Consider the following 26,019-nt stretch of genomic DNA (forward strand, 5'->3'; position numbering starts at 1 on the left):
CCGCCCTTCGGGCACCTCGCTCCGCGCCCCGGCCCTCGCGTTGCCGCTCGGGCGTTCACCGGCACGCGAGCCTACGGCTCGCAGACGCACCGCTTCACCCCGTACACGGGAGAAGGGTGTTGTCCGATATCGGACCAGACAGGCGCCGCGCGATCAGCCCTCGCGCAGCCAGCGCGCGGCCTGGGGGGCGTAGTAGGTCAGCACGCCATCGGCGCCGGCACGCTTGAAGGCGAGCAGGGCTTCCAGCGCGCAGGCGCGTTCGTCGAGCCAGCCGTGGCCGGCGGCGGCCTTGAGCATCGCGTACTCGCCGCTGACCTGGTAGGCGAAGGTCGGCACGCCGAAGGCGTCCTTCACCCGCCGCACCACGTCGAGATAGGGCAGGCCCGGCTTGACCATGACCATGTCGGCGCCCTCGTCGAGATCGTGCTGCACCTCGCGCAGGGCCTCGTCGCCGTTGGCCGGATCCATCTGGTAGGTGGTCTTGTCGGCCTTGCCGAGCGCGGTGGCGGAGCCCACCGCGTCGCGGAACGGGCCGTAGAACGCCGAGGCGTACTTCGCCGCATACGCGAGGATGCGGGTGTGGATGAGGCCGGCATCCTCGAGCGCATCGCGGATCGCGCCGATGCGCCCGTCCATCATGTCGCTGGGCGCGACCACGTCGGCGCCGGCCTCGGCATGCGACAGCGCCTGCCTCACCAGCACCTCGACGGTGGCGTCGTTCAGCACATAGCCGCGGTCGTCGAGCAGGCCGTCCTGGCCGTGCGCGGTATACGGATCAAGGGCGACGTCGGTGATGACCCCCAGTTCCGGGAAGCGCGCCTTCAGCGCACGCACCGCGCGCTGCACCAGACCATCGGGATCGAACGCCGCCGCGGCATCGAGCGACTTCGCCTCCGGTGCGGTCACCGGAAACAGCGCCAGCGCCGGGATGCGCAGTTCGCAGGCCTCTTCGGCCAGGCGCAGCAGTTCGTCGACCGACACCCGCTCGACGCCGGGCATCGAGGGCACCTCGACGCGGCCGGCGGGTTCATGGACGAACACCGGCCAGATCAGGTCATTGGCGGTGAGCACGTGCTCGCGCATCAGCCGGCGCGAGAAATCGTCGCGGCGCATGCGCCGCGGGCGGTGGGGAAGGCGATTCATGGGCGGATTCTAGCGTGCGGCTGCTGAAGGGCCGCGGGCCGGCGCGCGTGCGTTGGGCCGCGTATGGCGCGCGAAGCGCCCTCTACCCGCGCCGTCGGGCGTCCTGGCACAGGCAGGAGAGCGGCATGGATGGGACCCGGGCGGCGGAGTCGGCACCCCGCGTGTGGATCAGCCGTGTACGCCGTCGATTTCCACCGCCAGCTCGCGCCGGCACACCGCCGCATGCAGGATCACCCGCGGCACCCGGTCGCCGAAGCGCTGCTGCAGGGCATCGGCCACCAGCGGCAGGTCGGCACGGTCGCGCACGTACACCTTGAGCCGGGTGCCGGGCCCGAATGCCGCCGGCAGCCCGGGCCGGTGCCGGCGGGCGTTGTCGAGCAGGGCGTCGAAGTTGGCGAATGTTTCCTCGATCTGCGCCAGCAGCTCGCCATCGTGCTGCGAGGCATGTCCCACCACCGCCGCGGTGCCCGACAGCAGCAGTGGCATCACATGGCCGTCGGCCGGCAGCATCGCGCGCGCGAAACTCGGCGGCTGTGGCCCGTACTGGCGCGGGTAGCGGTAGGCGCTGACCTGGCGCGGGTTCTCCACCGGGATCCCCGGCTCGCGCGCGCTCAGCCAGTAGACCTGCAGCACGCGCTCGCCATCGCAGCGGCCGATCGCGGTGGCGGCCGGCAGGCGTCCGAGGTCGAACGCACCGAGGCCTTCGGCGCGGCCCACGCAGAAGCGCCGGTAGCGCTCGGCATCGCCTTCGCCCAGGGTGATCGCGTCGAAGTAGTTCCAGATCCGCAGCAGGTGCGGCATCGCGCTGGCGCCGACATGCGCGACCATCGCCGCATACGCGCGCCGCGCCGCGGCCTCGATGCCGTCGTCGCCTTCGGCCACCTCGATCACCCCGAAGGCGAGGTGCCCGTCGGCCGCCCAGCGGATCCCGCCGTCATCGCCGTGCCGCACCGGGCCGGCCACGCGCCAGACCTCGGCCGGGCTGTCGCCGAACGGCGCCAGTGGCACCCGCAGCACGCGCGGGTCGGTGCCGGCCGGGGTCCGGTGGCCGAACACGAATGCCGCCAGCACGTCGTCGTCGAGGCGATCGAGACCGGCCTCGGCGTAGTCGACGCGCAGCCGCGCGACGTCGTCGGGCGTAGCGGGCATTGGATGGGTCACGGGTTGCCCTCCTGCAGGGTGTCGCCGGTGAACACCTCGCCGCGACGGCGGCGCTGGCGCCAGCCGCGCAGCGCCTGCGGTGCGATCGCCAGCGCATTGGCGAGATAGAGCAGCCGGAACAGGTACAGCCGCAGGCGCACCGGGCGGTTGTCGAACACGTCGCCGGCCAGCATCGAGATCACCGCCTGTTCGATCTGGAAATCATTGCGCGGGGTGGCGAACAGCCGCTGCATCACCGGCGTGGTGAAGCGGTGGATGAACCACGAGAAATGCCGCAGCCCGCGGTCGGCGCGACGCGCCATCGCCTTCTGCAGCGCCGCCTCGCGCGTCGGCTCACGCAGCGCGCCGTCGACCACTTCGGCGCCACGCTCGCCGGCGTCCATCGCCAGGAACACGCCGGAGGAGAAGATCGGGTCGATAAAGGCGTAGGCGTCGCCGATCATCAGCCAGCCGGGTCCGTGCATGCGCCGGCAGCGGTAGGAATAGTTGCCGGTCGCGTGTACCGGCGCTACGCGCTCGGCGCCCTGCATGCGCGCCATCACCGACGGGCGCGCGGCCAGCGTCTGCATCAGGAAGCCGGCGTTGTCGCCGCGGCGCTGCTTGAGGTACGCCGGTGAGCACACCGCACCCACGCTCATGACATCGTCGCGCAGCGGGATCAACCAGTACCAGCCGTGCTCGAACCGGTCGATGGTGATGTTCCCGGCATCTTCGCCGGGGCGGCGTTCGACGCCGCGGAAATGGCTGAACAGCGCCGCCGACTGGTGCCTGCGGTTGCGTTGCTTGAGCTTGAGCCGGTTGCCGAGGAAGGTGTCGCGGCCGCTGGCGTCGACGAGGTAGCGGAAACCGATGCGCAGCGTGTTGCCGGCGGCATCGCGTGCCAGCGCATGCGTTGGCCGCCCGGCCGCGTCGTGTTCCAGCGCGTCCACCTTCACCTGCTCGCGCGCGTCGACGCCGTTGGAACGCGCGTGCTCGAACAGCAGCTGGTCGAATTCCGAGCGGGTGACCTGGAAGGCGTAATCGGCCTTGGGCTCGAGCGCACGGGTGAAGCGGAACATGTTGATGCGCTTCGGATCACCGCCAACCGGGAAATCCGCACCGGTCTTGAGCACGCCGATCGCGCGCACCTGTTCGAGCACGCCAAGGCGCTCGAGGATCGGGATGTTCATCGGCAGCAGTGATTCGCCGATGTGGAAGCGCGGGTGGGCGTCCTTTTCCAGCATCGTCACCCGCCAGCCGCGGCGCGCGAGCAGGGTCGACACGGTGCTGCCGGCAGGCCCGCCGCCGATCACCAGCACATCGGTCTCCAGCGGTGCGGGTGCCGGGGTTTCGTTCCTGTTGGGGTCTGTCATCTCGCGGCGGGTGCCGGCCCATGCCATCATTCCGGGCGCGCATCATAGCGCGGCGCGGCAAACGCTCCGCCGCCTCCAGTCCAGTCACGGGAATCCGCATGTCCAGCCAGACCTCCGCCGCCCAGACCCCCGCAGAGCAGGAACTCGCCGAACTCCTGGTCGAGGCGCTCAACCTCGAGGACGTGGCCGCAGCCGACATCGACCCCGAGGCGCCGCTGTTCAATGCAGGCCTCGGCCTGGATTCGATCGATGCCCTGGAACTCGCGCTCGCCATCAGCAAGCGCTACGGCTTCCAGCTGCGCTCCGACAACGACGACAACCGCCGCATCTTCGCTTCGCTGCGCGCGCTGTCGGCGCATATCGAAGCCAATCGCGCCGCCTGACGCCGGGCGTTCCGGCTGCCGGCGCGTGCCGCGCCGTGTTGCCAGGCCCCCTGAACCCATGCCCGCGCGCTCCGCGCCCATGACGCCACACGGCGCCGCCGCATGCTGCTGATCATCGAGATCGCGCTGGCACTGGCCTACGGTGTGCTCGCGCACCTTGCCGCGGCGTGGCGCAACGACGTGCTGTCGCTGGCCGCGCTGCTGGCGCTGGTGGCGATGCTGCTGGCCGCACCGATCGCTGCACGCCGCGCGTGGGCATGGCTGGCACTGCCGTTGCTGGTGGCCGCGGCGTGGTGGCTGTACGCGGCCGGGCACGCCGGGGTGCCGCTGCTGCTGGTGCCGGTGGCCTTCATCCTGCTGATCGCCTGGGTGTTCGGGCGCACGCTCCGGCGTGGCCGCACGCCGCTGATCAGCCGCATCGTGCTGGCGCTGGAAGGCGGGCCGGACGCGCCGCTGGCGCCGGAACTCATCGCCTACACCCGGGCGCTCACCGCCTTCTGGGCGGCATTGCTGGTGACGCTGGCGCTGGTCAACCTGGTGCTTGCCGCCATCGCCACGCCCGACGGCCTGCTCGCCTCGCTGGGCGTCACGCCGCCGGTGTCGATCACCCGCACGCAGTGGTCGTGGTTCGCCAACCTGTTCAATTACGGCATCGTCGGTGGCGCGTTCATCGGTGAATACGCCTGGCGCAAGCGGCGCTTCCCGAACCGCTACGCGAGCTTCGCGGATTTCCTGCGGCGGATGGGCGGCCTCGGGCCGGCATTCTGGCGCGACCTGCTGCGCTGACGGCGCCGCGCGGCGACGATGCCCACCCACCCACGGTATGCTGCGCGCGTGAATCAGCGAATGGACTCCATCGAATTCGGGCCCGCACGCATGCAGCGTCTGGCGTGGGCGGCGGCGAACGCGGTGCAGTTCGGTTTCACCCTGGCGTGGACGGCGGGGCTGATCACGATCGCGCTGCTGCTGTGGGCGGTCACCGGCGGTCGCCGCCGGCTGCCGCTGCGCATGGCGTCCCGTTGCTGGGCGCCCGGGCTGTTCTGGGGCGCCGGCGCGCGCTGCGAGGTCGAGGGCGTCGACGGCGTGGACTGGTCGCGTCCCTATGTACTCGTGGCCAACCACCAGTCGGTGATCGACATCTGCGCGCTGTTCCGCGCGGTTCCGGTGCCGCTGCATTTCCTGCTCAAGCAGGAGATGGCCCGCGTGCCATTCGTGGGCTGGTATGCACGCGCGATGGGCATGGTGTTCATCCCCCGCGACAACCGCCGTGCCGCCACCGCCAGCCTGCGTCGCTCGGCGGACCTGGTCCGCAGCGGCGCGATCCTGTGCATCTTTCCCGAAGGCACCCGCAGCCACGACCGTACGGTCGCCGAGTTCAAGCCGGGCGCCTTCCAGGCGGCGCTTGCCGCCGGTGCCGACGTGCTGCCGGTAGCGCTGGAGGGCACCGGCGCGGTGCTGCCGCCAGGCGGCTTTTTCCGCGTGCGCCCCGGCACCATCCGCGTGCGCATCGGTACCCCGATCGCGGTCGCGGGGCGCGACCGCCAGGCGCTGGCGCAGGAAGCGCGCGCGCAGGTGCTGGCGTTGCTGCAGCATCGCAGCTGAACAGCGCCGCGGTCGCCCGTTACCGATCCGGTATCCTCTGGCCGCTTTTCACCAGTCGCGCCAGGGGGGCGCGCCGGAACGCCATGCAGTTCGAGATCGCGCACGACCATCCCAGCCTTCCCGGCCACTTCCCCGGCAACCCCGTGGTGCCGGGCGTGCTGCTGCTCGAACGGGTGCTCGACGCCGTCGAGGCGGCCGGCGGTCGCGCCGGTGCGCTGCGCCTGCCGCAGGTGAAATTCCTGCAGCCCTTGCTGCCGGGGCAATGTGCGGAAGTCTCGCTCGAGACTCCCGCGCCCGGCCGCTGGCGCTTCCGGGTCACCCGTGACGCGACGCTGCTGGCGTCCGGCGAAGTCGTCGACGACGCGGCGGGCCCGGCGTGAGCGCGCAGTGGAAGTGGCGCCGCGAGGCCGGCGCCGGCTGGGCGATCGCCGCGATCTGCGCGATCGGCCGCTATGGCGGGCGGGCGCTGGCGCGCGCGGTGCTCTACCCGTCGACCCTGTACTTCATGTGGCGGCGACCCGAAGAACGTCGTGACTCGCGCGATTACCTGTCGCGCGTGCACGGTCGCCCTGCCACCGCCGGCGAGGTGTTCCGGCACATCCACACCTTTTCGCAGACGGTCCTGGACCGCCTGTTCCTGCTCGGCGAGGACATGCGCCGCTTCGACGTGCGCACCCATGGCCTCGACGAACTGCACCGGCACCTCGAGTGCGGCCGCGGGGTGCTGCTGTTCGGCTCCCACCTGGGCAGCTTCGAGGTGCTGCGCGTGCTGTCGCGGCAGCGTCCCGACGTGCCGATCCGGGTGGTGCTCGACCGCGCCCACAGCGTCAGCGTCACTGCGCTGCTGGAACAGATCAATCCGGAGATCGCCGCCACCGTGATCGATGCCGGCCAGGACGGCCCGGCGATCATGCTGGCGATCCAGGAGGCGGCAGCGCAGGGCGCGATGATCGCGCTGCTGGTCGATCGCACCCAGCCCGGCGAGCCGTCGGTGAGCGTGCCCTTCCTCGGTGCGCCGGCGCGCTTCCCGGTGGCACCGTGGCTGATCGCCTCGGTGCTGAAGATCCCGGTGGTGCTGGCGTTCGGTCTGTACCGCGGCGGCAACCGCTACGATCTGCTGTTCGAGCCCTTCAGCGACGGCATCCAGGTGGCGCGTCGCGAGCGCGCGGCCGCGCTGCCGGCGCTCATCGCGCGTTATGCGGCGCGGCTGGAAGATCGCGTGCGCGATGCGCCCTACAACTGGTTCAACTTCTACGATTTCTGGGAGCGTGGTGATGATGGCGTCGATCCTTCCGCCAACGAAGCGGGCACCGCGCGCGCCGTCGATCCGCCGCAGGGCGGCGTGGGCGGCGATCGCGCTGTGCGCGCTGCTGCCGTGCTCGGTCCTGGCACAGCCGGCGACTGAACGCCCGACGATCGAGGCCGGCTGGATCCTCGAACGCATTGCCCGGCCCGCACCGGTGAGCACCTCGTTCCTGGAAGTGCGCGATTCACCGATGCTCAAGGCGCCGCTGCGCGTGAGCGGCGAGTACCAGCGCCCCGACGACGCCACGCTCGTGCGCGAGGTGCAGTCGCCGTACCGCGAGACCACCACGATCCGCGGCGACCAGGCCACCATTGCCCGCGAGGGCCGCTCGCCACGCCGTTTCAAGCTGACCCGTGCGCCCGAACTCGCGGCACTGCAGGCGAGCTTCGGCGCGCTGCTGGGCGGCGACCGTGCCGCCCTCGAGCGCCACTACACCGTGCGCAGCCAGGGCGTGCGCGAGCGCTGGATCCTGACGATGACGCCGCGTGATGCCGCGCTTGCCGCCCGTGTGCGCGAGGTCGCGCTGTATGGTCGCGGCGCCGAGCTGCGCTGCATCGAAACGCGTCCCGTCGATGGCGAGATCCAGCGCACCCTGCTGGCCACCGCCGCGCGCGCAGCGACGCCGGCACATGACGGCGCGGCCCTGGTCGCGCTGTGCCATGGCGATGCGACGGCTGCCACGGGCAGCCCGGGTGGCGGCCGCAGCGGATGAAGCCGCTGACGCAGTGGATGCTGGCGCTGCTGTGGGCGGCGCTGCTGGTGGCGCTTGGCCTGTGGTCGGCGCAGCGGCTGGAAATTTCCGGTGATCTGCGCGCCTTCCTGCCGGCGCCGGAGACCGCGGCCGAACGCCTGCTGATCGATGAGCTCGGTGACGGCCCCGGCTCGCGGCTGCTGCTGGTCGGGCTGTCGGGCGCCGATGCCGAAGAGCTTGCCGCGCAGTCGGAATCGCTGCGCGAGTCGCTGGCCACGGAGCCGCTGATCGAGTTCGTCGCCAATGGTGCCGAGTCCGACCTGGGCATGATCCCGCCACAGCTGTTGCCCTACCGCTACCTGCTCAGCGAGCGCTTCGACGACGTCCCGCTCGCTGCCGACACGTTGCGCGAGGCGCTGGAGGCGCGCCTGCAGGATCTGGGCTCGCCGGCCGGTGCACTGGTGGAGCCGTTGCTGCCATCCGACCCGACGCTGGAGATCCTGCACCTGGCCGAACGCTGGGAGCCGGCCACCGCGCCGCAGCGCCTGCACGGTGTGTGGTTCGATGCCGACGGCGCCGAGGCGCTGCTGGTGGTGCGCACCCATGCCGCAGGGTTCGACCCCACGGCACAGGCACAGATCATCGCCACGATCGAAGCGGCGTTTGCCGATGCCACCGGCGACAGCGGCAGCCGGCTGACCCTCACGGGTCCGGGCGCGTTCTCGGTGGAGATCGGCAACCGCACCGCCAAGGAGGCGGCAACGATCGGCGCGATCGGCACCCTGGGCCTGGTGCTGCTGTTCGTGTTCGCCTACCGCAGCGCGCGCCTGCTGCTGCTGGGCGTGCTGCCGCTCGCCACCGCCGGTCTCGCCGGCTTCGCCGCGGTGGCCACGCTGTTCGACGGCATCCACGGCATCACCCTGGCGTTCGGCTTCACCCTGATCGGGGTGGCGCAGGACTACCCGGTGCATCTCTTCAGCCACCTCTACGGGCGGCATGCGCCTGCCACCAGCGCGCGGGCGCTGTGGCCGACGCTGCTGACCGGCGTGGTGTCGACCTGCATCGCCTATCTCACCTTCTTCGTGGCCGGCGTGGACGGCCTGCGCCAGCTCGCGGTGTTCACCATCGTCGGGCTGCTGGCGGCCGCGCTGGCCACGCGTTTCCTGTTGCCGCCGCTGCTGGCACCGCGCGCGGACGACGTTGGCCAGGCGCGCTGGGTGGGGGCCTGCGCACGCGCCTTCGATCGCCTGCCGCGGCCGCGCCCGGTGATGCTGTCGGTCGTCGCGGTGCTTGCACTTGCGGTCGTGGCGCTGGCACCGGCGCCGTTCTGGGAAAACGACCTGTCGAAGCTGACGCCGGTGCCCGAGCAGGGCATGCGCGACGACATGCGCCTGCGCGAGGCGCTCGGCGCACCCGACGTGCGTTACCTGATGGTGACCCACGGTGCCGACGAGCAGGCGGTGCTGGCGGCGTCGGCCAGGCTGCTGCCGGCACTGGACGCACTGGTCGACGAAGGTGCGCTCGGCAGCTACGAACTCGCCGCGCGCTACCTGCCGACGGTGGAAGTGCAGCGCGCCCGCCAGGCCGGCCTGCCGACACCCGACGCGCTGCGCGCCGCACTGGATGCCGCCCTCGTCGACAGCCCGTTCCGCGCCGATGTGTTCGCGCCGTTCCTGGCGGACGTGGAGACCGCACGCACGGCCGCACCGTTGACCGCGGCGGATCTCGCCGGCACGCCGCTGGATGCGGCGGTCTCGGGCCTGCTGCTGTCGGGCGGCGACGGTGCCACCGCGCTGGTCTCGCTGGGCGGCCTTGCCGATCCGCAGCGCGTGGCCGAGGTGGCACGCGCGCAGGGCGCGGAGCTGCTCGACCTGAAGACGACCTCCGAATCGCTGGTCTCGGCCTGGCGTGGCGGCGTGCTGCTGTCGCTGGCCCTGGCCGCGCTGCTGCTGGCAGCAACGGTATGGCTGTCGCTGCGCAGCCCGCGGCGGGTGTCGCGGGTGCTGCTGCCGATGGGCCTGACCCTGCTGCTGACGCTGGCCGTGCTGCGTGCGGCCGGGATCGAGCTCACCCTGTTCCACCTGGTGTCGCTGGTGCTGGCGGCGGGGCTGGGGCTCGACTACGCGCTGTTCTTCGAGCGTGCATCCGGCGACCGCGACGAGCACCTGCGCACGCTGCACGCCATCATCGTGTGTTCGTCGATGACCGTGCTGGTGTTCGGCCTGCTGGCGCTGTCGTCGATCCCGGTGCTGCGCGCGATCGGAATGACGGTGACGCTGGGCGTGGTCGGGAACTTCGTGTTCGCGCTGCTGCTGGCCGGGCACGCGGGGCCGGCGCGGACGGCGGCTTCCGCATGATCGGTCGCGACACGCTGCTGGGCCTGGTGCCGCACCAGGGTGCGATGTGCCTGTGGGACCGGGTGCTCGACTGGGACGACACCCGCATCCGGCTCGCCACCGCCACGCATCGTGATCCTTCCCATCCGCTGCGCGGCGCGCAGGGACTGCGCGCGGTGCACCTGTGCGAATACGGGGCACAGGCCATGGCGGTACACGGTGGTCTGCGTGGACGCGCGGTGGGCCTGCCGGTGCGTCCCGGGATGCTGGTGGCGTTGCGCGGGATCAGGCTGCACGTGGCGTATGTGGACGCGCTCGAGGGCGACCTCATCGGCGAAGCCGAAGCGGTGGCCGAAGGTACCGACAGCCAGCAGTACGCGTTCCGCATCCTCCACGGCGGGCAGCTCCTGGCCGAAGGGCGCGCGGCGGTGATGCTGGGTTGAATCCCGGGCGTGGGTAGGAGCGTCACGGCCGCAGGCCTCCGATGGGCGTCACCCCCGAGGAACAGATCGTGGGCGAGGTGGCGCCCCGGCCAAGGCCCGGCACGCTTCCGCCTCCGCCTCTGTGGGTTCATTTCCCGACTCGGGGGGGGGGGCGTACGGGTGAACCACCTTCCTGCGTGCCGCCCATCGTGCACACGGGGGCGTTGTCCTCCCTCTTCTCCACGTCGCGGGCGGAGCAAAAAAATCGGAGTGCCGAGTGCCGAGTGCCGAGTGCCGAGTGTCGAGTGCCGGGGGGCGGTGAGGTGCTTCGTTTGGCTTCGCGCTGCCCGTCGCGCGCACAGGGGGGTGTGCTCCCCCGGCCGGAGTCCGCGTCCAGCTACCACGGCCGGCCGCCGGCCATCCATGGCCGGCTGGGAGCACACCCCCCCGGTGCACGCGACGGGCCCGGGTATGCGTCGGCTCCGGCACAAAAAGCAACGGCGGTCGTGCCGGCGTCGCCTGTCGCTGACATGCGCGTGCGTTCGGCAGTTCCGGCTTCGAGGTCAACAGCGGTGGCAACCGGGAAGTCGTCGACTATCAGGACGGCCTACGTCCTCAGCCGTTGACCTTCCGGACCCGCCGACGGTTCGGGCCCGCCGCGGACGCAGGGGGATGTCCAGAGCCGGCCATGGATGGCCGGCGGCCGGATGTGGTAGCAGGACGCGGAGATATCCGGCTGGGCATCCCCCTGTGGCCGCGGTGGGCCGCCCGCGCCCCCACCCGGCGCATGCTCCTGCTCCGGCTCCGGCTCCGGCTCCGGCTCCGGCTCCGGCTCCGGCCCCGGCCCTGGGCTCTGGTTCGGCTCCGGGCTTCCAGCTTCCGGCTTCCGGGCGCGAGGCTCCGCGCTCGGATGTAACTCTTTTCAATCGGTAGAAGAACCTTCTTTTTTCTTCCGCGACCTGCCTACGCATTGCGACGCATCGGTCCAAGGGCCGGCGCGCTCCGGCCGTCGCCGTGCCGCCGCAAGTCCGCATATTGCGGCGAAGCATCGGCACAGCCATGGATAATGCGCCCATGACGAACGCGACTCCCAGGAACAACAGCCCGCGACGGGCGCTGGTGACCGGCGGCAGCGGCGATATCGGTGGCGCGATCTGCCGGCGCCTGGCCGCTGATGGCCTGCACGTGATCGTGCAGGCCAACGCCAACATCGCCCGCGCCGAAGCCGTGGTGGCGACCATCGCCGAGGCTGGTGGAAGCGCGCAGGCGATCGCCTTCGACGTCGCCGATGGCGACGCCACCCGCGCTGCCCTCGAAGCACTGCTGGAAGATGGCCCCATCCAGGTCGTCGTCAACAACGCCGGCATCCACGACGACGCGCCGATGGCGGGGATGAGCGACGCGCAGTGGAAGCGGGTGGTCGACGTGTCCCTGCACGGCTTCTTCCACGTCACCCAGCCTGTGCTGCTGCCGATGGCGCGCACCCGCTGGGGGCGCGTGGTCAGTGTCTCCAGCGTGGCCGCGGTGCTCGGTAATCGCGGGCAGGCCAACTACGCCGCGGCCAAGGCCGGCCTGCATGGCGCCACCCGCTCGCTGGCGCGCGAGATGGCCAGCCGCGGCATCACCGTCAACGTGGTCGCGCCGGGGGTGATCGCCGGGGCGATGGCCGAAGACAGCTTCGACCCCGCGACGATCCGCCAGCTGGTCCCTGCCGCACGCGCCGGCCAGCCGGATGAGGTTGCAGCGCTGGTGGCGTTCCTGTGCCGCGACGAAGCGGGCTACATCAACGGCCAGGTGATCGGCATCAACGGCGGCATGGGCTGACCGGCGGCGCGACCTCCACGCGGAATTCAGCAGTTGCGGCGCATGCTCGCCGCAACCCAACGAGGACTGCCGCCATGCGTGCGATGCGTACCCTCCTGCTGCTTGCCGCGGTGTCGCTGCTCGCGGCCTGCGCGTCTTCCCACATCCTCACCGGCACCCCGCGCGCGCCGATCGACCCCGCGCAGGTACGCATCTACCACGGCCCGCCGCCGGGCGCCTACGAGGAGATCGCGGTCCTGCGCACGCAGTCGGGTGCGTTCACCTATGGCGCGCAGAACAAGACCGATTCGGTGCTGCGCAGGCTGCGCGAGGAGGCGGCGAAACTCGGCGCCAACGGCGTGCTGCTGCAGGGTGTCGCCGATGAGGGCCCCGGCGGTGGTGGCGTCAGTGTCGGTGCCGGTGGAGGCCGCTTCGGCGGCAGCAGCTTCAGCAGCGCCGGCGTCGGCGTGAACATCAGCCCCAGCCAGCAGTACGGCAGCGGCATCGCGATCTGGGTCGCCAATCCGCCGGCGGCACAGGGCAACTGACGCACGGCGGCGATAGGACGGGCCCGCGCGATCTCCGCGCGGGTCGTCAGGCGTCGGCGGTCGCAGCCGCGCCGTACCAGTGCGGCGCCAGCAGTGCCGGGCCACCGGCACCGGCCACCAGGGCTCCCAGTTCGCCGGCATCGATGTCCGCATGCGTCTCGCGTGCGCGGCCGAGGATTTCGGCGGCCAGCACGCGCATGCGTTCGACATTGGCTTCCATGGTCGCCACGAACGCATCGTCGTCGAGCGTGGACGACTCGCCGAGCGCCCCATTCAATGCGTGGAACCAGTCGATCCGCGCCTGGTCGAGCAGCCGCGACGGCGGTTCGTCCAGGGCCGCGTTGCATTCGCCCCACGCCCGCAGCAGGGGCTGCATCGCCAGGTTCAGCGCCGAGGCGCGGGTGAACACCGGCCGCAGGCGGCCGATCGTGCGCATGTCGGTCAGGCGCCCGGCGAAGAACAGCGGCGCCAGCAGCGACCAGTAATAGGTGTAATCCCAGATCACCTTGACCGGCATCACCTGCGCATCGCCGAACAGCGCGTACTGGTCCTGGTAGAGGGTCAGCGTGTTGGCGTAGAACGAGAAATACATCTGCTGGTAGATCTCGGCGTACGCCGCGAACGGCTCGCCGCGGAGGTCCCGGGCGACCAGGTCGCAGATGTAGGTATTGGCGATCGCGATGAAGTCGCTGCCGGGGGAATAGAACGGATCCAGGAACAGCCCGGCCTCGCCGGTGATCGCCCAGCGGTCGGCGCTGAACACCCGGGTGCAGTCGTAGGAGAAATGCCGCAGGAACAGGAAGTCCTGCAGCGTGTGCTGTTCGCGTTCGAGCGACGCCGCCACGCGCGGCTGGTGCTCGCGCAGCCAGTCCATCGCCTTCGCATGCGTGTTCATGGTCTCGAGCGGGTGCATGTCGGCGTCGCAGACGATGCCCAGCGAATGCGCGCCCGAGGCCAGCGGGATCAGCCAGAACCAGTAGCCCGGCCCGCACATATGGTTGGTCGAGCGCCAGCGGTCGGGCGGCGTGCAGCGTGCCAGCCAGGCCGGGTCGTCGGACCAGTCGTTGGGGTCGACCACGCCATCCACGCGCCACCACACCGCATTGGCGTTATGCGCATTCGCACGCGCGAGGCCGAACCTGCGCTTGAGCAACCCGGCGCGGCCGCTGGCATCCACCACCCAGCGCGCATCGAAGCAGCGGGTGGTTCCGGCATGGTCGACGGTGATCGCATGGCGTGCGCCGTCCGTGCCCATGTCGAGTGCGCGTACGACCGCGCCGTCGAGGAAGTCGATGCCCGCTGCCCGCGCGCGTTCGCCGAGGAAATTCTCGAAGCGGCCGCGGTCGATCTGCCACGACGGCGTCGGCAGCAGCTGGCTGACGCCCAGTTCGGTGCAGCGGTCGATGTCGCTGCGGCCGTCGGAAAAGAAGAAGCGGAAACCGAACTTGCGGATCTGCGCCTCGTCGAGATGGTCGCGCAGGCCCAGCACGTCGGCGAGATAGTGCGCGCCGATCTCCACCGTCGATTCGCCGACCTTGTGTGCGGCCTCGCGCAGCGGGTGCGCGCGCCGTTCGACCACGGTGATGGCGAGGTCGGGGTGCTGCTGGCGCAGCTGCAGTGCAACGGTGAGCCCGGCAAGGCCGCCTCCCAGCACCAGCACATCGGTGGAGGCGGTCACGTCCATGCTCATCCGGTATGGGTGGGCTGCCCTGCGGCCAGCGGCGCGGCGTCGGGCAGGGTGTCGGAATCGTCGATCAGCGGCGGGTTGGCGCGCGTGGTGCGGTAGCGGCGCAGCAGCTGGCCCTGGCGGAGCACCTGCACGACCACGTGCGAGGTGATCGAGTACAGATCTCGCCACAACCGGAAATGGCTCTTGCGGAACACCACGCCCGAGCCGGCCACGGCATAGCGGGTTTCCACCGGCAGGGCGACCACGCGCATGCCCAGTTCCTGCGCGGCGGAGATCAGCATCTGCGCCTCGAACACGAAGCCCTCGCCGGGCACGTCGCGCAGTGCGCACACCGCGGCCGGGTACAGGCGCTGGCCGCTCTGCGAATCGACCAGCCGGTAGCCGCAGCCGATGGCGATGCCCCAGTCGCCGAAGTCGTTGCCCAGGCGGCGATACCAGGGCTGGCAGCTGCGCTTGCGCAGGCGCGCACCGACGACGATGGCGTCCGGATGGCGGTTGGCGGAGGCGATCATGCGCGGGATGTCGGCAGCCGAATGCTGGCCGTCGCCATCCATGGTCAACACCGCGCGCGCGCCCTGGCGCAGCGCCTCGGCGAAACCATCGCGCAGGCTGGCACCCTTGCCGCGCCGCTGCGGATGGCGCAGCACGGTGACCGGCAGGTCGGCGATGAGGTCGGCGGTGCCGTCGTCGGAGCCGTCGTCGACGACAATCACCCGCTCGCACTCGGCCAGCGCGCCGGTGACCACTTCGCGGATGCGCAGTGCCTCGTTGAGCGCCGGGACCACCACCGCGACGTTGCCGCGGTGCAGGCGCGCCGGATCAGACATGCATCGCCTCCAATTCAACCTCCAGGGCCTGTGCCGCACCGGCATCGAGCATCACCCGTCCGGCGCCGGCGGCGAGTGCATCGAACAGGGGCAGCATCGGCGCCATCGCGTTGCCGTGCAAGCGTTGCGCAAGTGGACCGGGCGCAGGCTGCGCGGTGCCGGCCGCACTTGGCGATGCGCGCAGCAGCGCGCCGCTGCCATCCGCCGCGGATGTCAGCACCAGGGCACCGCCCAGCAGGTCGGCGCTCGGCGTCAGCGTGCCGAGCAGGCCGCTGGATTCGACGTCGTAGGCGACCAGCAGCACCGCAGGCGTACCGGTGGCGAGCTGTGCAAGCGCCTCCAGCAACCCCTGGGCGAAGGTCCCCGGGCCGGCGCTGATCGCCGTGGTGGTGGCGGTGCAGCCGGCGCCGATGGTCCAGTAGCCCGCGGCGGCGTTGTGCACCGAATTGTGGAAGCGGATCGGCGAGATCGCGCGCGGGTCGCTGGCCAGGGTCTCGCACATGTAGCCGGTGATGGCGAAATCGCCATGGCCGGAGGCGAAGATCGATGCGAGCGTCGCCGGATCGTGGCCGGATGCGCGGGTGGCCGCCAGCGCGACCTCCAGCGCCACCGCCACCGATTCCGGCGCACGACGGCGCTCGTTGGGCGCCAGCAGTTCCGGCGACGGCCGGCGCGGCGCGCCCTCGGGCAGGCGGCCATCGTGCACGTAGTCGCGCGCGGCCTCCCACGACGGCAGGCCGCTGGCCCAGAAGCCGACGCCGGCGATACGTGCGCGGAGGGTGGTCATCGCCGGCACCTGCCGGCGGGTTGCATCGCGGTGTCGATCAATCCGGGAAGATCCTTCATGCGCGCCCGAACACCAGCGAGCAGTTGTTGCCGCCGAAGCCGAACGAGTTGTTCATTGCGTAATCGATGCGCCGCTGCGCGTTGTCGAACCGCACCTGCGGGCCGCAGGCCTGGTCCGGAGATTCGCTGTTGAGCGTGCCGGGCAGCAGGCCGTCCTCCAGCGCAATCAGCGCGAACACCGATTCGACGATGCCGGCCGCGCCCAGCGTGTGCCCGGTCCAGCCCTTGGTGGAGCCGGCATGCAGGCCGTCGCCGAACAGTGCATCGATCGCGCGCGCCTCGACCGCATCGTTGGCCGGGGTCGCGGTGCCGTGCAGGTTGAGGTAGCCCACCTGGTCTGGCGCAATCGCCGCGCGTGCCAGTGCATCGCCCATCGCCAGGCGCGCGCCGAGGCCGTCCGGGTGCGGCGCGGACATGTGGTGGGCGTCGCTGGATTCGCCGTAGCCGCACAGGCGCAGCGTGGCGCTGCCATCGTCGCGCTCGAGCACCGCGAAGCCGCCGGCCTCGCCCAGCGAGAGCCCGTCGCGATCGCGGTCGAACGGACGTGCGGGCTGCGCCGACACCAGCCCGAGCGAGTTGAAACCGAACAGCACGCTGCCGCACAGGGTGTCGACGCCGCCGACCAGCGCGGCGTCGACGATACCGGCTTGGATCAGCCGCGCCGCCTGCGCGAATACCTTGGCGCTCGACGAGCACGCGGTGGCCACGGTGATGCAGGGGCCGGCAAGCCCGGTCGCCGCCTGCACGAAGCCCCCGAGCGAATGCGGCTGGTGCACGGCGGGGCGCTGCAGGTCGGCCGGCACGTCGCCATCCTGCGCCCGTGCATAGGCCTCCTCGGTGGCGCCGATGCTGGAGGTCGAGGTGCCGATGACGATGGCAACGCGATCGCGGCCGTGGCGCGCGCGCGTGGCGTCGATCGCCGCCATCAACCCGTCCTGCTGCAGGGCCAGCCAGGCGAGGCGGTTGTTGCGGCATTCCCAGGCCGCCAGCGTGCCCGGCAGCGCGGCATCCTCGAGGCCGTCGACGCGGCCGATCCAGGTGTCGAGCGGATCGGCGCCGAAGTCGTTGCGGCGCAGCCCGCCGCGGCGCGCGGACAGCGCATCGGCCTGGGCCTGGCGGCCGCGGCCGAGTGCGGTGGTGGCGGTATACGCGCGGATGGCGAGCGCCTCGATCGGCGCCGGAGCGGTGGACAACGGCATCTGCGCGGCAGGGCCCATGGCTGGATTCGACGGGAGGCGGAGTATACGGAGCGGTTCGCAAGCGTTCCGTTCACGACCGCGCGGTTCAGGCGCGGGGTTCAGGGCGCCAGGCAGCGCCCCAGGAAGGCCTCGCCGACGCGGTAGCGGTGCAGCGCATCGGCGCCGCGCAGGCCATGCTTGGCGCCGGGGTAGGTCATCAGCTCGAAGGGGATGCCGGCCTGCTGCAACTGGCCCATCAGCTGGGTGGAATTGGAGAACAGCACGTTGTCGTCGGCCATGCCGTGCACCAGCAGCAGCGCGCCGGGGCGGATGTTGCCGGCATGGGTGAACACGCTGGCCTCGCGGTAGCCCGCGGGATTGGCGCTGGGCAGGTGCATGTAGCGCTCGGTGTAGTGGGTGTCGTACAGCGCCCAGTCCGCCACCGGTGCGCCGGCGATGCCGCAGGCATAGGCGTCGGGGGCCTTCGCCAGCAGCATCAGCGTCATGTAGCCACCGTTCGACCAGCCGTGCACGGCGATGCGTTCGGCATCCACCCAGGACTGCTCGCGCAGCCATTCGATGCCGGCGAGCTGGTCGTCGATCTCCACCGTGCCCTGGCGGCGATACAGCGCGCCACCGAAGGCCTTGCCGCGTCGCGGCGTGCCGCGGTTGTCGAGCGAGAACACCACATAGCCCTGCTGGGCCAGGTACTGGTTGAAGAACGCATCGGCGCGGCCGGGCCAGCTCTCAAGCACGGTCTGCGCGGCAGGGCCGCCGTAGACGAACACCACCACCGGATACTGCTTCGACGCATCGAAGTCCGCCGGGCGGATCAGGCTGTAATGCAGTTCGGTCGCGCCGTCGGCGGCGGTCAGCGTGCCGAATTCGGTCGGCAGGTGGGCGTCGCGATAGGGCGCGTACGGGTGCTGCGGGTCGGCAAGGTCGTTGTCGACCAGGGTGGCGATATGGCGGCCGTCGGCATGCAGCAGGTCGATCTGCGGCGGCGTGGTGGTATTGGACCAGCTGTCGACGAACACGCTGGCATTGCGCGCGAAACTCGCGTTGTGCATGCCCGGCTGGCGGGTGAGCCGGGTCGGCTCGCCACCGGCCAGTGGCACCGAATAGACATGGCGCTGGGTGGCACCGTCGCGGGTGCCGGCGAACCACGCCAGGCCGCGGTCCTCGTCGACCGCCAGCAGGCCGTCGACCACCCATTCGCCGGAGGTCAGCGGCGCCAGCGTGCGCCCATCCTCGGAGGCGAGGTAGAGATGCTCGTAGCCGCTGCGCTCGGAACCCCAGACGAACCGGCCGTCACGCAGGAAGTGCAGGTTGTCGTGCAGCGGCACCCAGGTATCGGAAGTCTCGGTGAGCAGCGTGCGCTGGCGGCCGTTGGCCAGCTCCACTTCGATGAGTTCAAGCGTCTGCTGGTCGCGCGACTGGCGCTGGAAGGTCAGCCGCTGCGGATCGCGCCACTGCACGCGGGCGAGGTAGATGTCGTGTTCGGGGCCGAGATCGATTTCGCGTGGAGCCGGCGTGTCAGCGCCGGGCGCGATCACGAACAGCTGCACGCGCACGTTGTCGTCGCCGGCGGCCGGATAGCGCTGCTCGACGATCTCGGTGCGGTCGGCATAGACCTCGGGGCGCTTCTGCACCGGCACCGGGGATTCGTCGATGCGTGCGTAGGCGATCGTGGAATCATCGGGCGCCCACCAGTAGCCGGTGTGGCGACCCATCTCCTCGTCGGCGACGAACTCGGCCACGCCGTTGCCGATGGTGTCGCTGCCGTCGAAAGTCAGCTGGCGCTCGGCGCCCGAGGCGAGGTCGATCACCCACAGGTTGCGGGCGCGCACGAAGCTCACGTAGCCGCCGCGCGGGGAGAGTTTCGGGTCGGTGGCGAAACCGCCGCCATGGGTGAGTTGGCGCACTGCGTCCGCGCGCTGCTTCGACAGGTCGTACAGGTACAGCTCGCCGCCGAGCGGGAACAGCAGGCTCGCCGCATCCGGCGACCACTGGTAGTCGACGATGCCCGACAGTCCGGCGATGCGCTGGCGCTCGCGGCGTGCCTTCTCCTCGTCGCTGAGGGTCTCCTCGCCCGGCAGCACCACCGACGAATCCACCAGCATGCGGGTCTCGCCACTGTCGACGTGGTACTCCCAGAGGTCGAGGCGGTTGCGGTCGGCGTCCTTGCCACGCAGGAAGGTCACCCGCGAGCCATCGGGCGCGACCTGCGGCTTCATCAGCGTAGGCCCCGACAGCGGCGCGTCGCCGGTGATCGCTTCGAGCGTGAGCCTGCGCTCGGCGGCAGGCGAGGTGGCGGCAATGGCGAGCATCAGGGCGGCGGCGGCGAACATCGAGCGCATGGGCGATCCGGTGGAGCAGGGACCCCAGTGTATCGGCTGCGGCCGCGCTGGCCGGCTCAGCGCCTGCCGAACAGCACCTTCTTCTCTTCCTCGCTCATCGGCTGGCCCGCATTCGGGTTGACCTGCTTCGCCAGCGCGTACGCGCGCTGCGTGGCGGGGCGCTCCGCGATCGAGGCATGCCAGCGCCGCACCTCGGCGAATGGCGACAGGTCGATCGGCGCCTTGGCGTAGACGTTGATCCACGGGTACGCCGCCATGTCGGCGATGGTGTAGTCGTCGCCGGCGATGAACGCGCGGCCCTCGAGGCGGCGGTCGAGCACGCCCAGCAGGCGTTCGACCTCGCGCGTGTAGCGCTCGATCGCGTAGTCGATCCTCTCCGGCGCATAGACGTTGAAGTGTCCGTACTGGCCGGTCATCGGGCCCAGCCCGGCCATCTGCCAGGTCAGCCATTCGATCGTGGCGATGCGCTGGCGCAGGTCGGTGGGCAGGAAGCGGCCGGTCTTTTCGGCCAGGTACTGCAGGATCGCGCCGGACTCGAACACGGTGATCCGGTCGCCACCGTCGGCCGGGGCGCGGTCGATGATCGCCGGCATCTTGTTGTTGGGCGAGATCGCCAGGAAGGCGTCCTCGAACTGCGCGCCGCGGCCGATATCCACCGGATGCAACGTGTAATCGAGGCCGGTCTCCTCCAGGAACAGGGTGATCTTGTGGCCGTTGGGCGTGGGCCAGTAGAAGAGGTCGATCATGTCCGCACTCGCTGTGGCAAAGAGGACCGCGAGTCTAGGACGGCGCCCGCGGCGGTGGTGTGGTGCCGCGTGGTGACGCGCGGTTGACGCGTGCGCGACGAGGATGGCCCGATGGACGAGGGAATGCCCGGGACCCGGGCAGGAACAGGAGCGCGCGCAGGCCCGTGCGCGACACCGGGAGCCGCCGCGCACGCGCGCGGCGCCTGGGGGGCGCCCTGCTGGTCGCGGTCGCGCTGGTCGCCTGCGCGGTGGCATGGAACGACTACCGGGTCCGCCGCCATGCCGGCGAACGCTATGTGCTCACCCTCGCCGACAGCCACGCCCGCGAGCTGCGCCACGCGTTCGCCAGCCTGGCCCGCGGCATGACCGGCATGGGCACCGACCTGCGCCTGTACGAGCGCATCGCGCCGCAGCAGGCGCCGGCGCTGTTGCGCGACGCGCTGCTCACCTTCGATGACCGCCATCCCGACGTGCACGGCCTGGAGGTGCGCGCCGGCGTCCCGCCCCCGTTCGCCGATGGCGCCGCGGCGCCGTGGACGTTGCACGTCGGGCCGCCCGAACGTGCAGCATCGGGTGCCTGGCAGATGGGGCTGGCGATGCGGATCCTGCCCGGCCCCGGCAGTGCCGACCGTTGGCTTGTGGGCGCGCTGGATCTGCGGTTCTTCGACGAGGTGCTGTCCGAGCACGAGGTCGGCGAGCACGGCATCGCCACCGTGCTCACCCGCGACGCGGTGCTGGTGGCGCGGTCGGACAGCGGGACCCGGCATACCGGGATGTCGGCCACGCATTCGCCGGTCTTCGCCCGGATCGATACGACGCCGCGCGGCATCGTCGACGCCCGCAGCCGGCTCGACGGGCGCCAGCGTGTGGTGGCCTACCGCACCGTGGACGGCCTGCCGCTGGTGGCCACCGTCGGGATGACACCCGGGGCCCTGTATGGGGGCTGGTGGGCGTTCGTGGCGGCGCTGGCCGCCGGTGTCGCCGGCCTGGCGCTGGCGTGGCTTGCCGGCCTGCGCTTCCTGGGTGTCGCCGCGCGCCGCGAACAGAGCATGCGCCGCAGCATCGAGGCCTCCGAGCACACCGTGGGGCACCTGCGCGAGCGGGTGCGCGACGTCGAGGCGCAGTACCGCTTCCTGTACGAGCAGCATCCGCTGCCGGCCTGCGTGTTCGACCGCGAGACGCTGGCGATCCTCGAGGTCAACGGGGCGGCCGTGCACAAGTACGGCTACAGCCACGACGAGTTCCTCGCCCTCAACGCCGCCGAGCTGCTGGCCGAGGGCCGGCTCGAGGACGTGCGCGAGGAGATCCAGACGCATCCGCGCGCCTATGGCCATCGTGTCTGGCTGCACCGCAAGCGCGATGGCAGCGTCTTCCACGCCCTCATCTTCGCCAGCGACCTGCTGTCGTTCCGGGACAGGCCTGCGCGGCTGGTGATCGCCCTGGACGTGAGCGACCGGGTTCGCGCGGAGGCCGACCTGCGCCTGCTGCGCCGCGCGGTGGCCGCCAGCGAGGAAGGGTTGTTCGTCCTTGATGTCGCGGCCGATCGACTGGTGTACGCGAACGCGGCCTTCAACCGCCTGACCGGCACCGGCGTGACGGGCGAGGGGCTGGAGATCGACGCCAGTGCACCGGAGGTCGTCGACGCCCGCGCCACCGCGGCATTGCGCGAGGCGATACGGCGGGGCGAGGAAGCCGCGGCCGAGGTCCACGATCAACGCGATCCCGACGACCCGCGCTGGCTGGAGGTGCGCATGGGCCCGGTGCCGGACGCCGGCGGCGTGGTCACCCATTACGTCGGCCTGGTGACCGATATCACCGCGCGTCGTCGCGACGCCGAGGAGCGCGCATTCCGCGCCAGCCACGACGCGCTGACCGGCCTGTCCAACCGCGACCACCTCATCCGGGCGATCGATGCGGCCATCGCCGGGCGTAACGGGCTGGTGGCCGCGTGCTTCCTCGACCTCGACCGCTTCCAGCTGGTCAACGACAGCCTCGGCCACGTGGTCGGCGACGAGCTGCTGGTGGCGGTCGCGCAGCGCCTCGAGGCCGCGGCCGGCGATGGCAGCCTGGTCGCGCGCCTGGGCGGCGACGAGTTCGGCGTGCTGCTGTGCTGCAGTGACGATGCCGAGCTGTCGCGGCAGGTGGAATCGCTGCGCGCGGCGGTGGCGGAGGCGCGCACCGTGCGTGGTGTCTCGCTGCACGTGACACCGAGCATCGGCTACAGCCGCCACCCCTTCGATGGCGACGACGGCCAGACCCTGCTGCGCACCGCCAGCCAGGCGGGTGCGCAGGCCAAGCGGCTGGGACGCAACCGCAGCGTCGCCTACCGGCCCGCCTTCGATCCGCGTGCCGGACAGCGGCTGGAGCTGATCCAGGACCTGCACCGTGCGCTGCGACACGACGAGTTCGAACTTGCCTTCCAGCTGCAGTTCGACAGTGGGCGCCGCCCCTGCGGCATGGAGGCGCTGGTGCGCTGGCGGCATCCGGAGCGCGGCCTGCTCGGACCTGGAGAGTTCATGGCGGCCTGCGAGGAATCCGGGCTGGTGCTGGCGCTGGGGCGCTGGGTGCTGGGCGAGGCCGCGCGCCGCTGGTGCCAGCTCGACGAGCGCGGCTGGGGCCGCCTGCGGATGGGCGTGAACGTCTCCGCGCTGCAGTTCCAGGAAGGCCTGGTCGCCGATGTCGCGTCGGCCGTCAGCGACTACGGCCTGCCGCCGGGGCGGCTGGAACTCGAACTCACCGAGAGCGTGCTGCTGGACAGCCCCGCCGATGCCCGCACCGTGATGCAGGACCTGAGCGCGCTGGGCGCGTCGCTTGCGATCGATGATTTCGGCACCGGCTATTCCAGCCTCGCCTACCTGAAGGCCCTGCCGCTGCAGCGCCTCAAGCTCGACCAGTCGTTCGTGCGCGACCTGGGCAGTGATCCCGGCAACGAGGCGATCAGCGAGGCGATCCTGGGCATGGCGCGCAGCCTCGGGCTGGAGGTCACCGCCGAGGGGGTGGAGACCGAGGCCCAGTTCAGCTGGCTGCACACGCGCGGCTGCGGCGAGTTCCAGGGTTTTCTGCTGGCGCGCCCCGCACCCTTCGACGAGGTGCTCGCGCGGCTGGGCGCGTCGGCGTGAATCCCGGGCCCTGCGACGCACTCGCGTAAACTGCGCGCATGGATGTTTCGTACCTGCTCGACGGCCTCAACGCGGCCCAGCGCGAGGCCGTGTCGGCGCCGCCGGGGCATTACCTCGTGCTCGCCGGCGCAGGCTCCGGCAAGACCCGCGTGCTCACCCACCGCATCGCCTGGCTCAATGCCGTGCACGGCGTGCCCGCGCACGGCATCTTCGCGGTCACCTTCACCAACAAGGCCGCGGCGGAGATGCGCCACCGCGCCGAGCCGCTGCTGCCCAACGGCGCGCGCGGCCTGTGGATCGGCACCTTCCACGGCCTGGCCCACCGCCTGCTGCGCCTGCACTGGCAGGACGCGAAGCTGCCCGAAGGCTTCCAGATCCTCGATTCCGAGGACCAGCTGCGCCTGGTCAAGCGCGTGGTGCAGCAGCTCGAACTCGACGAAGCACGTTTTCCGCCGCGCCAGATCGCCTGGTGGATCAACGCGCAGAAGGACGAGGGCCGCCGCGCGCAGCACCTGCAGGACGAGCCCGGCGACGAATGGGGCAGCGCCATGCGCCGCGCGTACGCGCTGTACCAGGAGCGCTGCGACCGTGCCGGGCTGGTGGACTTCGCCGAACTGCTGCTGCGCGCGCACGAACTGCTGCGCGACAACGCCGCGATCCTCGCCCATTACCGGCGCCGCTTCACCCATCTGCTGGTCGACGAGTTCCAGGACACCAATGCCATCCAGTACGCGTTCGTGCGCGTGCTGGCCGGCGACAGCGGGCAGGTGTTCGTGGTCGGCGACGACGACCAGGCGATCTACGGCTGGCGCGGCGCCAAGGTCGAGAACGTGCAGCGTTTCCTGCGCGACTTCGGCGGTGCCGACGGCGACAGCGCGCGGACCATCCGCCTGGAACAGAACTACCGGTCGACGGCCAATATCCTCGACGCCGCCAACGCGGTGATCGCGCACAACCCCGACCGCCTCGGCAAGCAGCTGTGGACCGAGAGCGGGCAGGGCGATCCGATCGACCTGTATGCCGCCTACAACGAGATCGACGAGGCGCGCTACATCGTCGAGCGTGCCCGCCAGTGGGTGCGCGACGGCGGCGGCTATGGCGACTGCGCGGTGCTCTACCGCAGCAATGCGCAGTCGCGCGCGATCGAGGAACAGCTGATCGCCGAACAGATCCCCTACCGCGTCTATGGCGGCGTGCGCTTCTTCGAGCGTGCCGAGATCAAGGACGCGCTGGCCTATATGCGCCTGTTCGCCAACCGCGCCGACGACGCCGCGTTCGAGCGTGCGGTCAACACGCCGGCGCGCGGCATCGGCGGGCGCACGCTCGACGAGGTGCGCATGCGCGCACGCGCCGATGGCCTGTCGCTGTGGGATGCATCGCTGCGCACGCAGCACGACAGCGTGCTGGCCGCGCGCGCGCGCAATGCGCTGGCGGCGTTCCATGCGCTGATCGATGCGCTGGCGGGCGAGGTGGACGACCTGCCGCTGCCGGAGAAGATCGACCACATGCTGGCGCGTTCCGGGCTGCGCGAGCACTGGGCCAAGGAAAGCCGCGGCGGCCTGGATTCGGAATCGCGCATCGACAACCTCGACGAGCTGGTGTCGGTGGCGTCGCGCTTCGTGCCGGGGGACGACGAGGAATCCGCGGCGCTCACCGAGCTGGTGGCGTTCCTTGCCTATGCCGCGCTGGAAGCCGGCGAGGGCCAGGCGCAGGCCGGCGAGGATGGCGTGCAGCTGATGACGCTGCACAGTGCCAAGGGGCTGGAATTCCCGCTGGTGTTCCTGGCCGGCGTCGAGGAAGGCCTGTTCCCGAACCAGCGCTCGATCGACGAGAGCGGCCGCCTCGAGGAGGAGCGCAGGCTGGCCTACGTCGGCATCACCCGTGCGCGGCAGAAGCTGGTGCTCAGCTACGCCGAGTCACGCCGGCTGCATGGCCAGGACATGCTTGGCCTGCCGTCGCGCTTCCTGCGCGAGATCCCGTCGCAGCTGTTGAACGAGGTGCGCCCGCGCACGCCCGCACCACGGCCGTCGTACGCGATGCCGCGGCGGGCCGGCCATGCCATCGTCGACGACGCCGCGCCGAGTTTCCGGCTCGGGCAGAACGTCGCCCATGCCAAGTTCGGCAGCGGCGTGGTGACCGACATCGAGGGCAACGGCGCGCACGCGCGGGTGCAGGTGAACTTCGACGAGGCCGGCAGCAAGTGGCTGGTGCTGGCCTACGCCAACCTGCAGCCGGGCTGAGCCCCGGCTCAGGCGGCCGGGTCCTTCTGCCGCGTGCGCGACACCGCCGTAACCATGCCGATGCCCAGCAGCACCACGGCGCCGACCACGATCCACTGCATCGCGACACCGGCGAAATAGGCGCCGGCCGCCAGGCCGATGATCAGGACCAGCATTCCGGCGAGATAGATGGCGAACGAGGACATGTGCGACTCCATGCCCGGGATGGGCGCGAGGGTGGCGCGCATGCTGAATGCAGGTGCGTGGAGCCGGCGTGGACGAAGGGT

22 protein-coding genes are annotated in these 26,019 nt (G+C 71.1%); 12 read left to right on the plus strand and 10 right to left on the minus strand.

Annotation, left to right across the window (positions count from 1 at the left end; all coding sequences use genetic code 11):
* Positions 1–153: 153 nt before the first annotated feature.
* The 3 genes from hemB to LDO11_RS10455 form a co-directional block, all read right to left on the minus strand.
* A complete protein-coding gene (hemB, locus tag LDO11_RS10445; protein ID WP_232141492.1) occupies positions 154–1,143 on the minus strand; it encodes a porphobilinogen synthase in 990 nt (329 codons plus the stop codon).
* Positions 1,144–1,311: 168 nt separating this feature from the next.
* Positions 1,312–2,292, minus strand: a complete 981-nt coding sequence (locus LDO11_RS10450; RefSeq protein ID WP_232141566.1) for a chorismate transformation FkbO/Hyg5 family protein — start codon at positions 2,290–2,292, stop codon at positions 1,312–1,314.
* A gap of 8 nt (positions 2,293–2,300) precedes the next feature.
* Positions 2,301–3,656 carry an NAD(P)/FAD-dependent oxidoreductase gene (locus LDO11_RS10455; protein WP_232141567.1) on the minus strand — a complete coding sequence of 452 codons (1,356 nt, stop codon included), beginning with the start codon at positions 3,654–3,656 and terminating at the stop codon, positions 2,301–2,303.
* A 98-nt stretch (positions 3,657–3,754) separates the two neighbouring features.
* On the opposite strand from LDO11_RS10455, the gene LDO11_RS10460 reads away from it, so the two are divergent.
* The 10 genes from LDO11_RS10460 to LDO11_RS10505 all read left to right on the plus strand — a co-directional run bounded on the left by LDO11_RS10460 (position 3,755) and on the right by LDO11_RS10505 (position 12,747).
* A complete protein-coding gene (locus LDO11_RS10460; protein ID WP_232141493.1) occupies positions 3,755–4,039 on the plus strand; it encodes a phosphopantetheine-binding protein in 285 nt (94 codons plus the stop codon).
* A 102-nt stretch (positions 4,040–4,141) separates the two neighbouring features.
* Positions 4,142–4,825: a COG4648 family protein gene (locus tag LDO11_RS10465; RefSeq protein WP_232141494.1), complete on the plus strand. Its 684-nt coding sequence runs from the start codon at positions 4,142–4,144 to the stop codon at positions 4,823–4,825.
* Positions 4,826–4,885: 60 nt separating this feature from the next.
* A complete protein-coding gene (locus LDO11_RS10470) occupies positions 4,886–5,641 on the plus strand; it encodes a lysophospholipid acyltransferase family protein (protein WP_232141495.1) in 756 nt (251 codons plus the stop codon).
* A gap of 83 nt (positions 5,642–5,724) precedes the next feature.
* Entirely contained in the window at positions 5,725–6,021 is a 297-nt protein-coding gene (locus LDO11_RS10475) for an ApeI family dehydratase (RefSeq protein ID WP_232141496.1), read from the plus strand.
* Positions 6,018–7,046, plus strand: coding sequence for a lysophospholipid acyltransferase family protein (locus LDO11_RS10480; protein ID WP_232141497.1), 1,029 nt, complete (start codon positions 6,018–6,020; stop codon positions 7,044–7,046). Before LDO11_RS10475 ends, LDO11_RS10480 begins: the two co-directional genes overlap by 4 nt.
* Positions 6,994–7,659: a LolA-related protein gene (locus tag LDO11_RS10485; protein WP_435574633.1), complete on the plus strand. Its 666-nt coding sequence runs from the start codon at positions 6,994–6,996 to the stop codon at positions 7,657–7,659. Before LDO11_RS10480 ends, LDO11_RS10485 begins: the two co-directional genes overlap by 53 nt.
* Complete coding sequence (locus LDO11_RS10490; RefSeq protein ID WP_232141498.1) at positions 7,656–9,995, plus strand: MMPL family transporter; 2,340 nt, start codon at positions 7,656–7,658, stop codon at positions 9,993–9,995. Before LDO11_RS10485 ends, LDO11_RS10490 begins: the two co-directional genes overlap by 4 nt.
* A complete protein-coding gene (locus LDO11_RS10495) occupies positions 9,992–10,417 on the plus strand; it encodes a hotdog family protein (protein ID WP_232141499.1) in 426 nt (141 codons plus the stop codon). The genes LDO11_RS10490 and LDO11_RS10495 overlap by 4 nt, the downstream gene beginning before the upstream one ends.
* A 1,053-nt stretch (positions 10,418–11,470) precedes the next feature.
* Positions 11,471–12,220 carry a 3-oxoacyl-ACP reductase FabG gene (gene fabG, locus LDO11_RS10500; protein ID WP_232141500.1) on the plus strand — a complete coding sequence of 250 codons (750 nt, stop codon included), beginning with the start codon at positions 11,471–11,473 and terminating at the stop codon, positions 12,218–12,220.
* A 74-nt stretch (positions 12,221–12,294) separates the two neighbouring features.
* Entirely contained in the window at positions 12,295–12,747 is a 453-nt protein-coding gene (locus tag LDO11_RS10505) for a hypothetical protein (RefSeq protein ID WP_129136963.1), read from the plus strand.
* 46 nt (positions 12,748–12,793) lie between these two features.
* On the opposite strand, the gene LDO11_RS10510 is transcribed toward LDO11_RS10505, so the two are convergent.
* From LDO11_RS10510 to LDO11_RS10535, 6 genes are all read right to left on the minus strand, one after another.
* Positions 12,794–14,431 (minus strand): NAD(P)/FAD-dependent oxidoreductase, encoded by a 1,638-nt coding sequence (locus tag LDO11_RS10510; RefSeq protein WP_232141501.1) that lies wholly within the window; start codon positions 14,429–14,431, stop codon positions 12,794–12,796.
* A gap of 2 nt (positions 14,432–14,433) precedes the next feature.
* A complete protein-coding gene (locus LDO11_RS10515; protein WP_232141502.1) occupies positions 14,434–15,264 on the minus strand; it encodes a glycosyltransferase family 2 protein in 831 nt (276 codons plus the stop codon).
* A complete protein-coding gene (locus tag LDO11_RS10520; RefSeq protein ID WP_232141503.1) occupies positions 15,257–16,051 on the minus strand; it encodes a beta-ketoacyl synthase chain length factor in 795 nt (264 codons plus the stop codon). The genes LDO11_RS10515 and LDO11_RS10520 overlap by 8 nt, the downstream gene beginning before the upstream one ends.
* Positions 16,052–16,106: 55 nt before the next feature.
* Complete coding sequence (locus tag LDO11_RS10525) at positions 16,107–17,309, minus strand: beta-ketoacyl-[acyl-carrier-protein] synthase family protein (protein WP_255683427.1); 1,203 nt, start codon at positions 17,307–17,309, stop codon at positions 16,107–16,109.
* A 98-nt stretch (positions 17,310–17,407) separates the two neighbouring features.
* A complete protein-coding gene (locus LDO11_RS10530) occupies positions 17,408–19,648 on the minus strand; it encodes a S9 family peptidase (RefSeq protein ID WP_232141504.1) in 2,241 nt (746 codons plus the stop codon).
* A gap of 56 nt (positions 19,649–19,704) precedes the next feature.
* Positions 19,705–20,394 carry a glutathione binding-like protein gene (locus tag LDO11_RS10535; protein WP_232141505.1) on the minus strand — a complete coding sequence of 230 codons (690 nt, stop codon included), beginning with the start codon at positions 20,392–20,394 and terminating at the stop codon, positions 19,705–19,707.
* 164 nt (positions 20,395–20,558) lie between these two features.
* Here LDO11_RS10535 and LDO11_RS10540 point away from each other — a divergent pair, with 164 nt between their 5' ends.
* Together LDO11_RS10540 and uvrD are read left to right on the plus strand one after the other, a co-directional pair.
* Positions 20,559–23,513, plus strand: a complete 2,955-nt coding sequence (locus LDO11_RS10540; protein ID WP_232141506.1) for a bifunctional diguanylate cyclase/phosphodiesterase — start codon at positions 20,559–20,561, stop codon at positions 23,511–23,513.
* 38 nt (positions 23,514–23,551) lie between these two features.
* Positions 23,552–25,753 (plus strand): DNA helicase II, encoded by a 2,202-nt coding sequence (uvrD, locus tag LDO11_RS10545; RefSeq protein ID WP_232141507.1) that lies wholly within the window; start codon positions 23,552–23,554, stop codon positions 25,751–25,753.
* A gap of 8 nt (positions 25,754–25,761) precedes the next feature.
* On the opposite strand, the gene LDO11_RS10550 is transcribed toward uvrD, so the two are convergent.
* The gene (locus LDO11_RS10550) at positions 25,762–25,938 is read right to left on the minus strand and encodes a hypothetical protein (RefSeq protein WP_206733328.1); all 177 of its coding nucleotides are present in this window, start codon (positions 25,936–25,938) and stop codon (positions 25,762–25,764) included.
* Positions 25,939–26,019: the final 81 nt, after the last annotated feature.

Source organism: Alterluteimonas muca (assembly GCF_021191595.1).
Classification (GTDB): Bacteria; Pseudomonadota; Gammaproteobacteria; order Xanthomonadales; family Xanthomonadaceae; genus Luteimonas; species Luteimonas muca.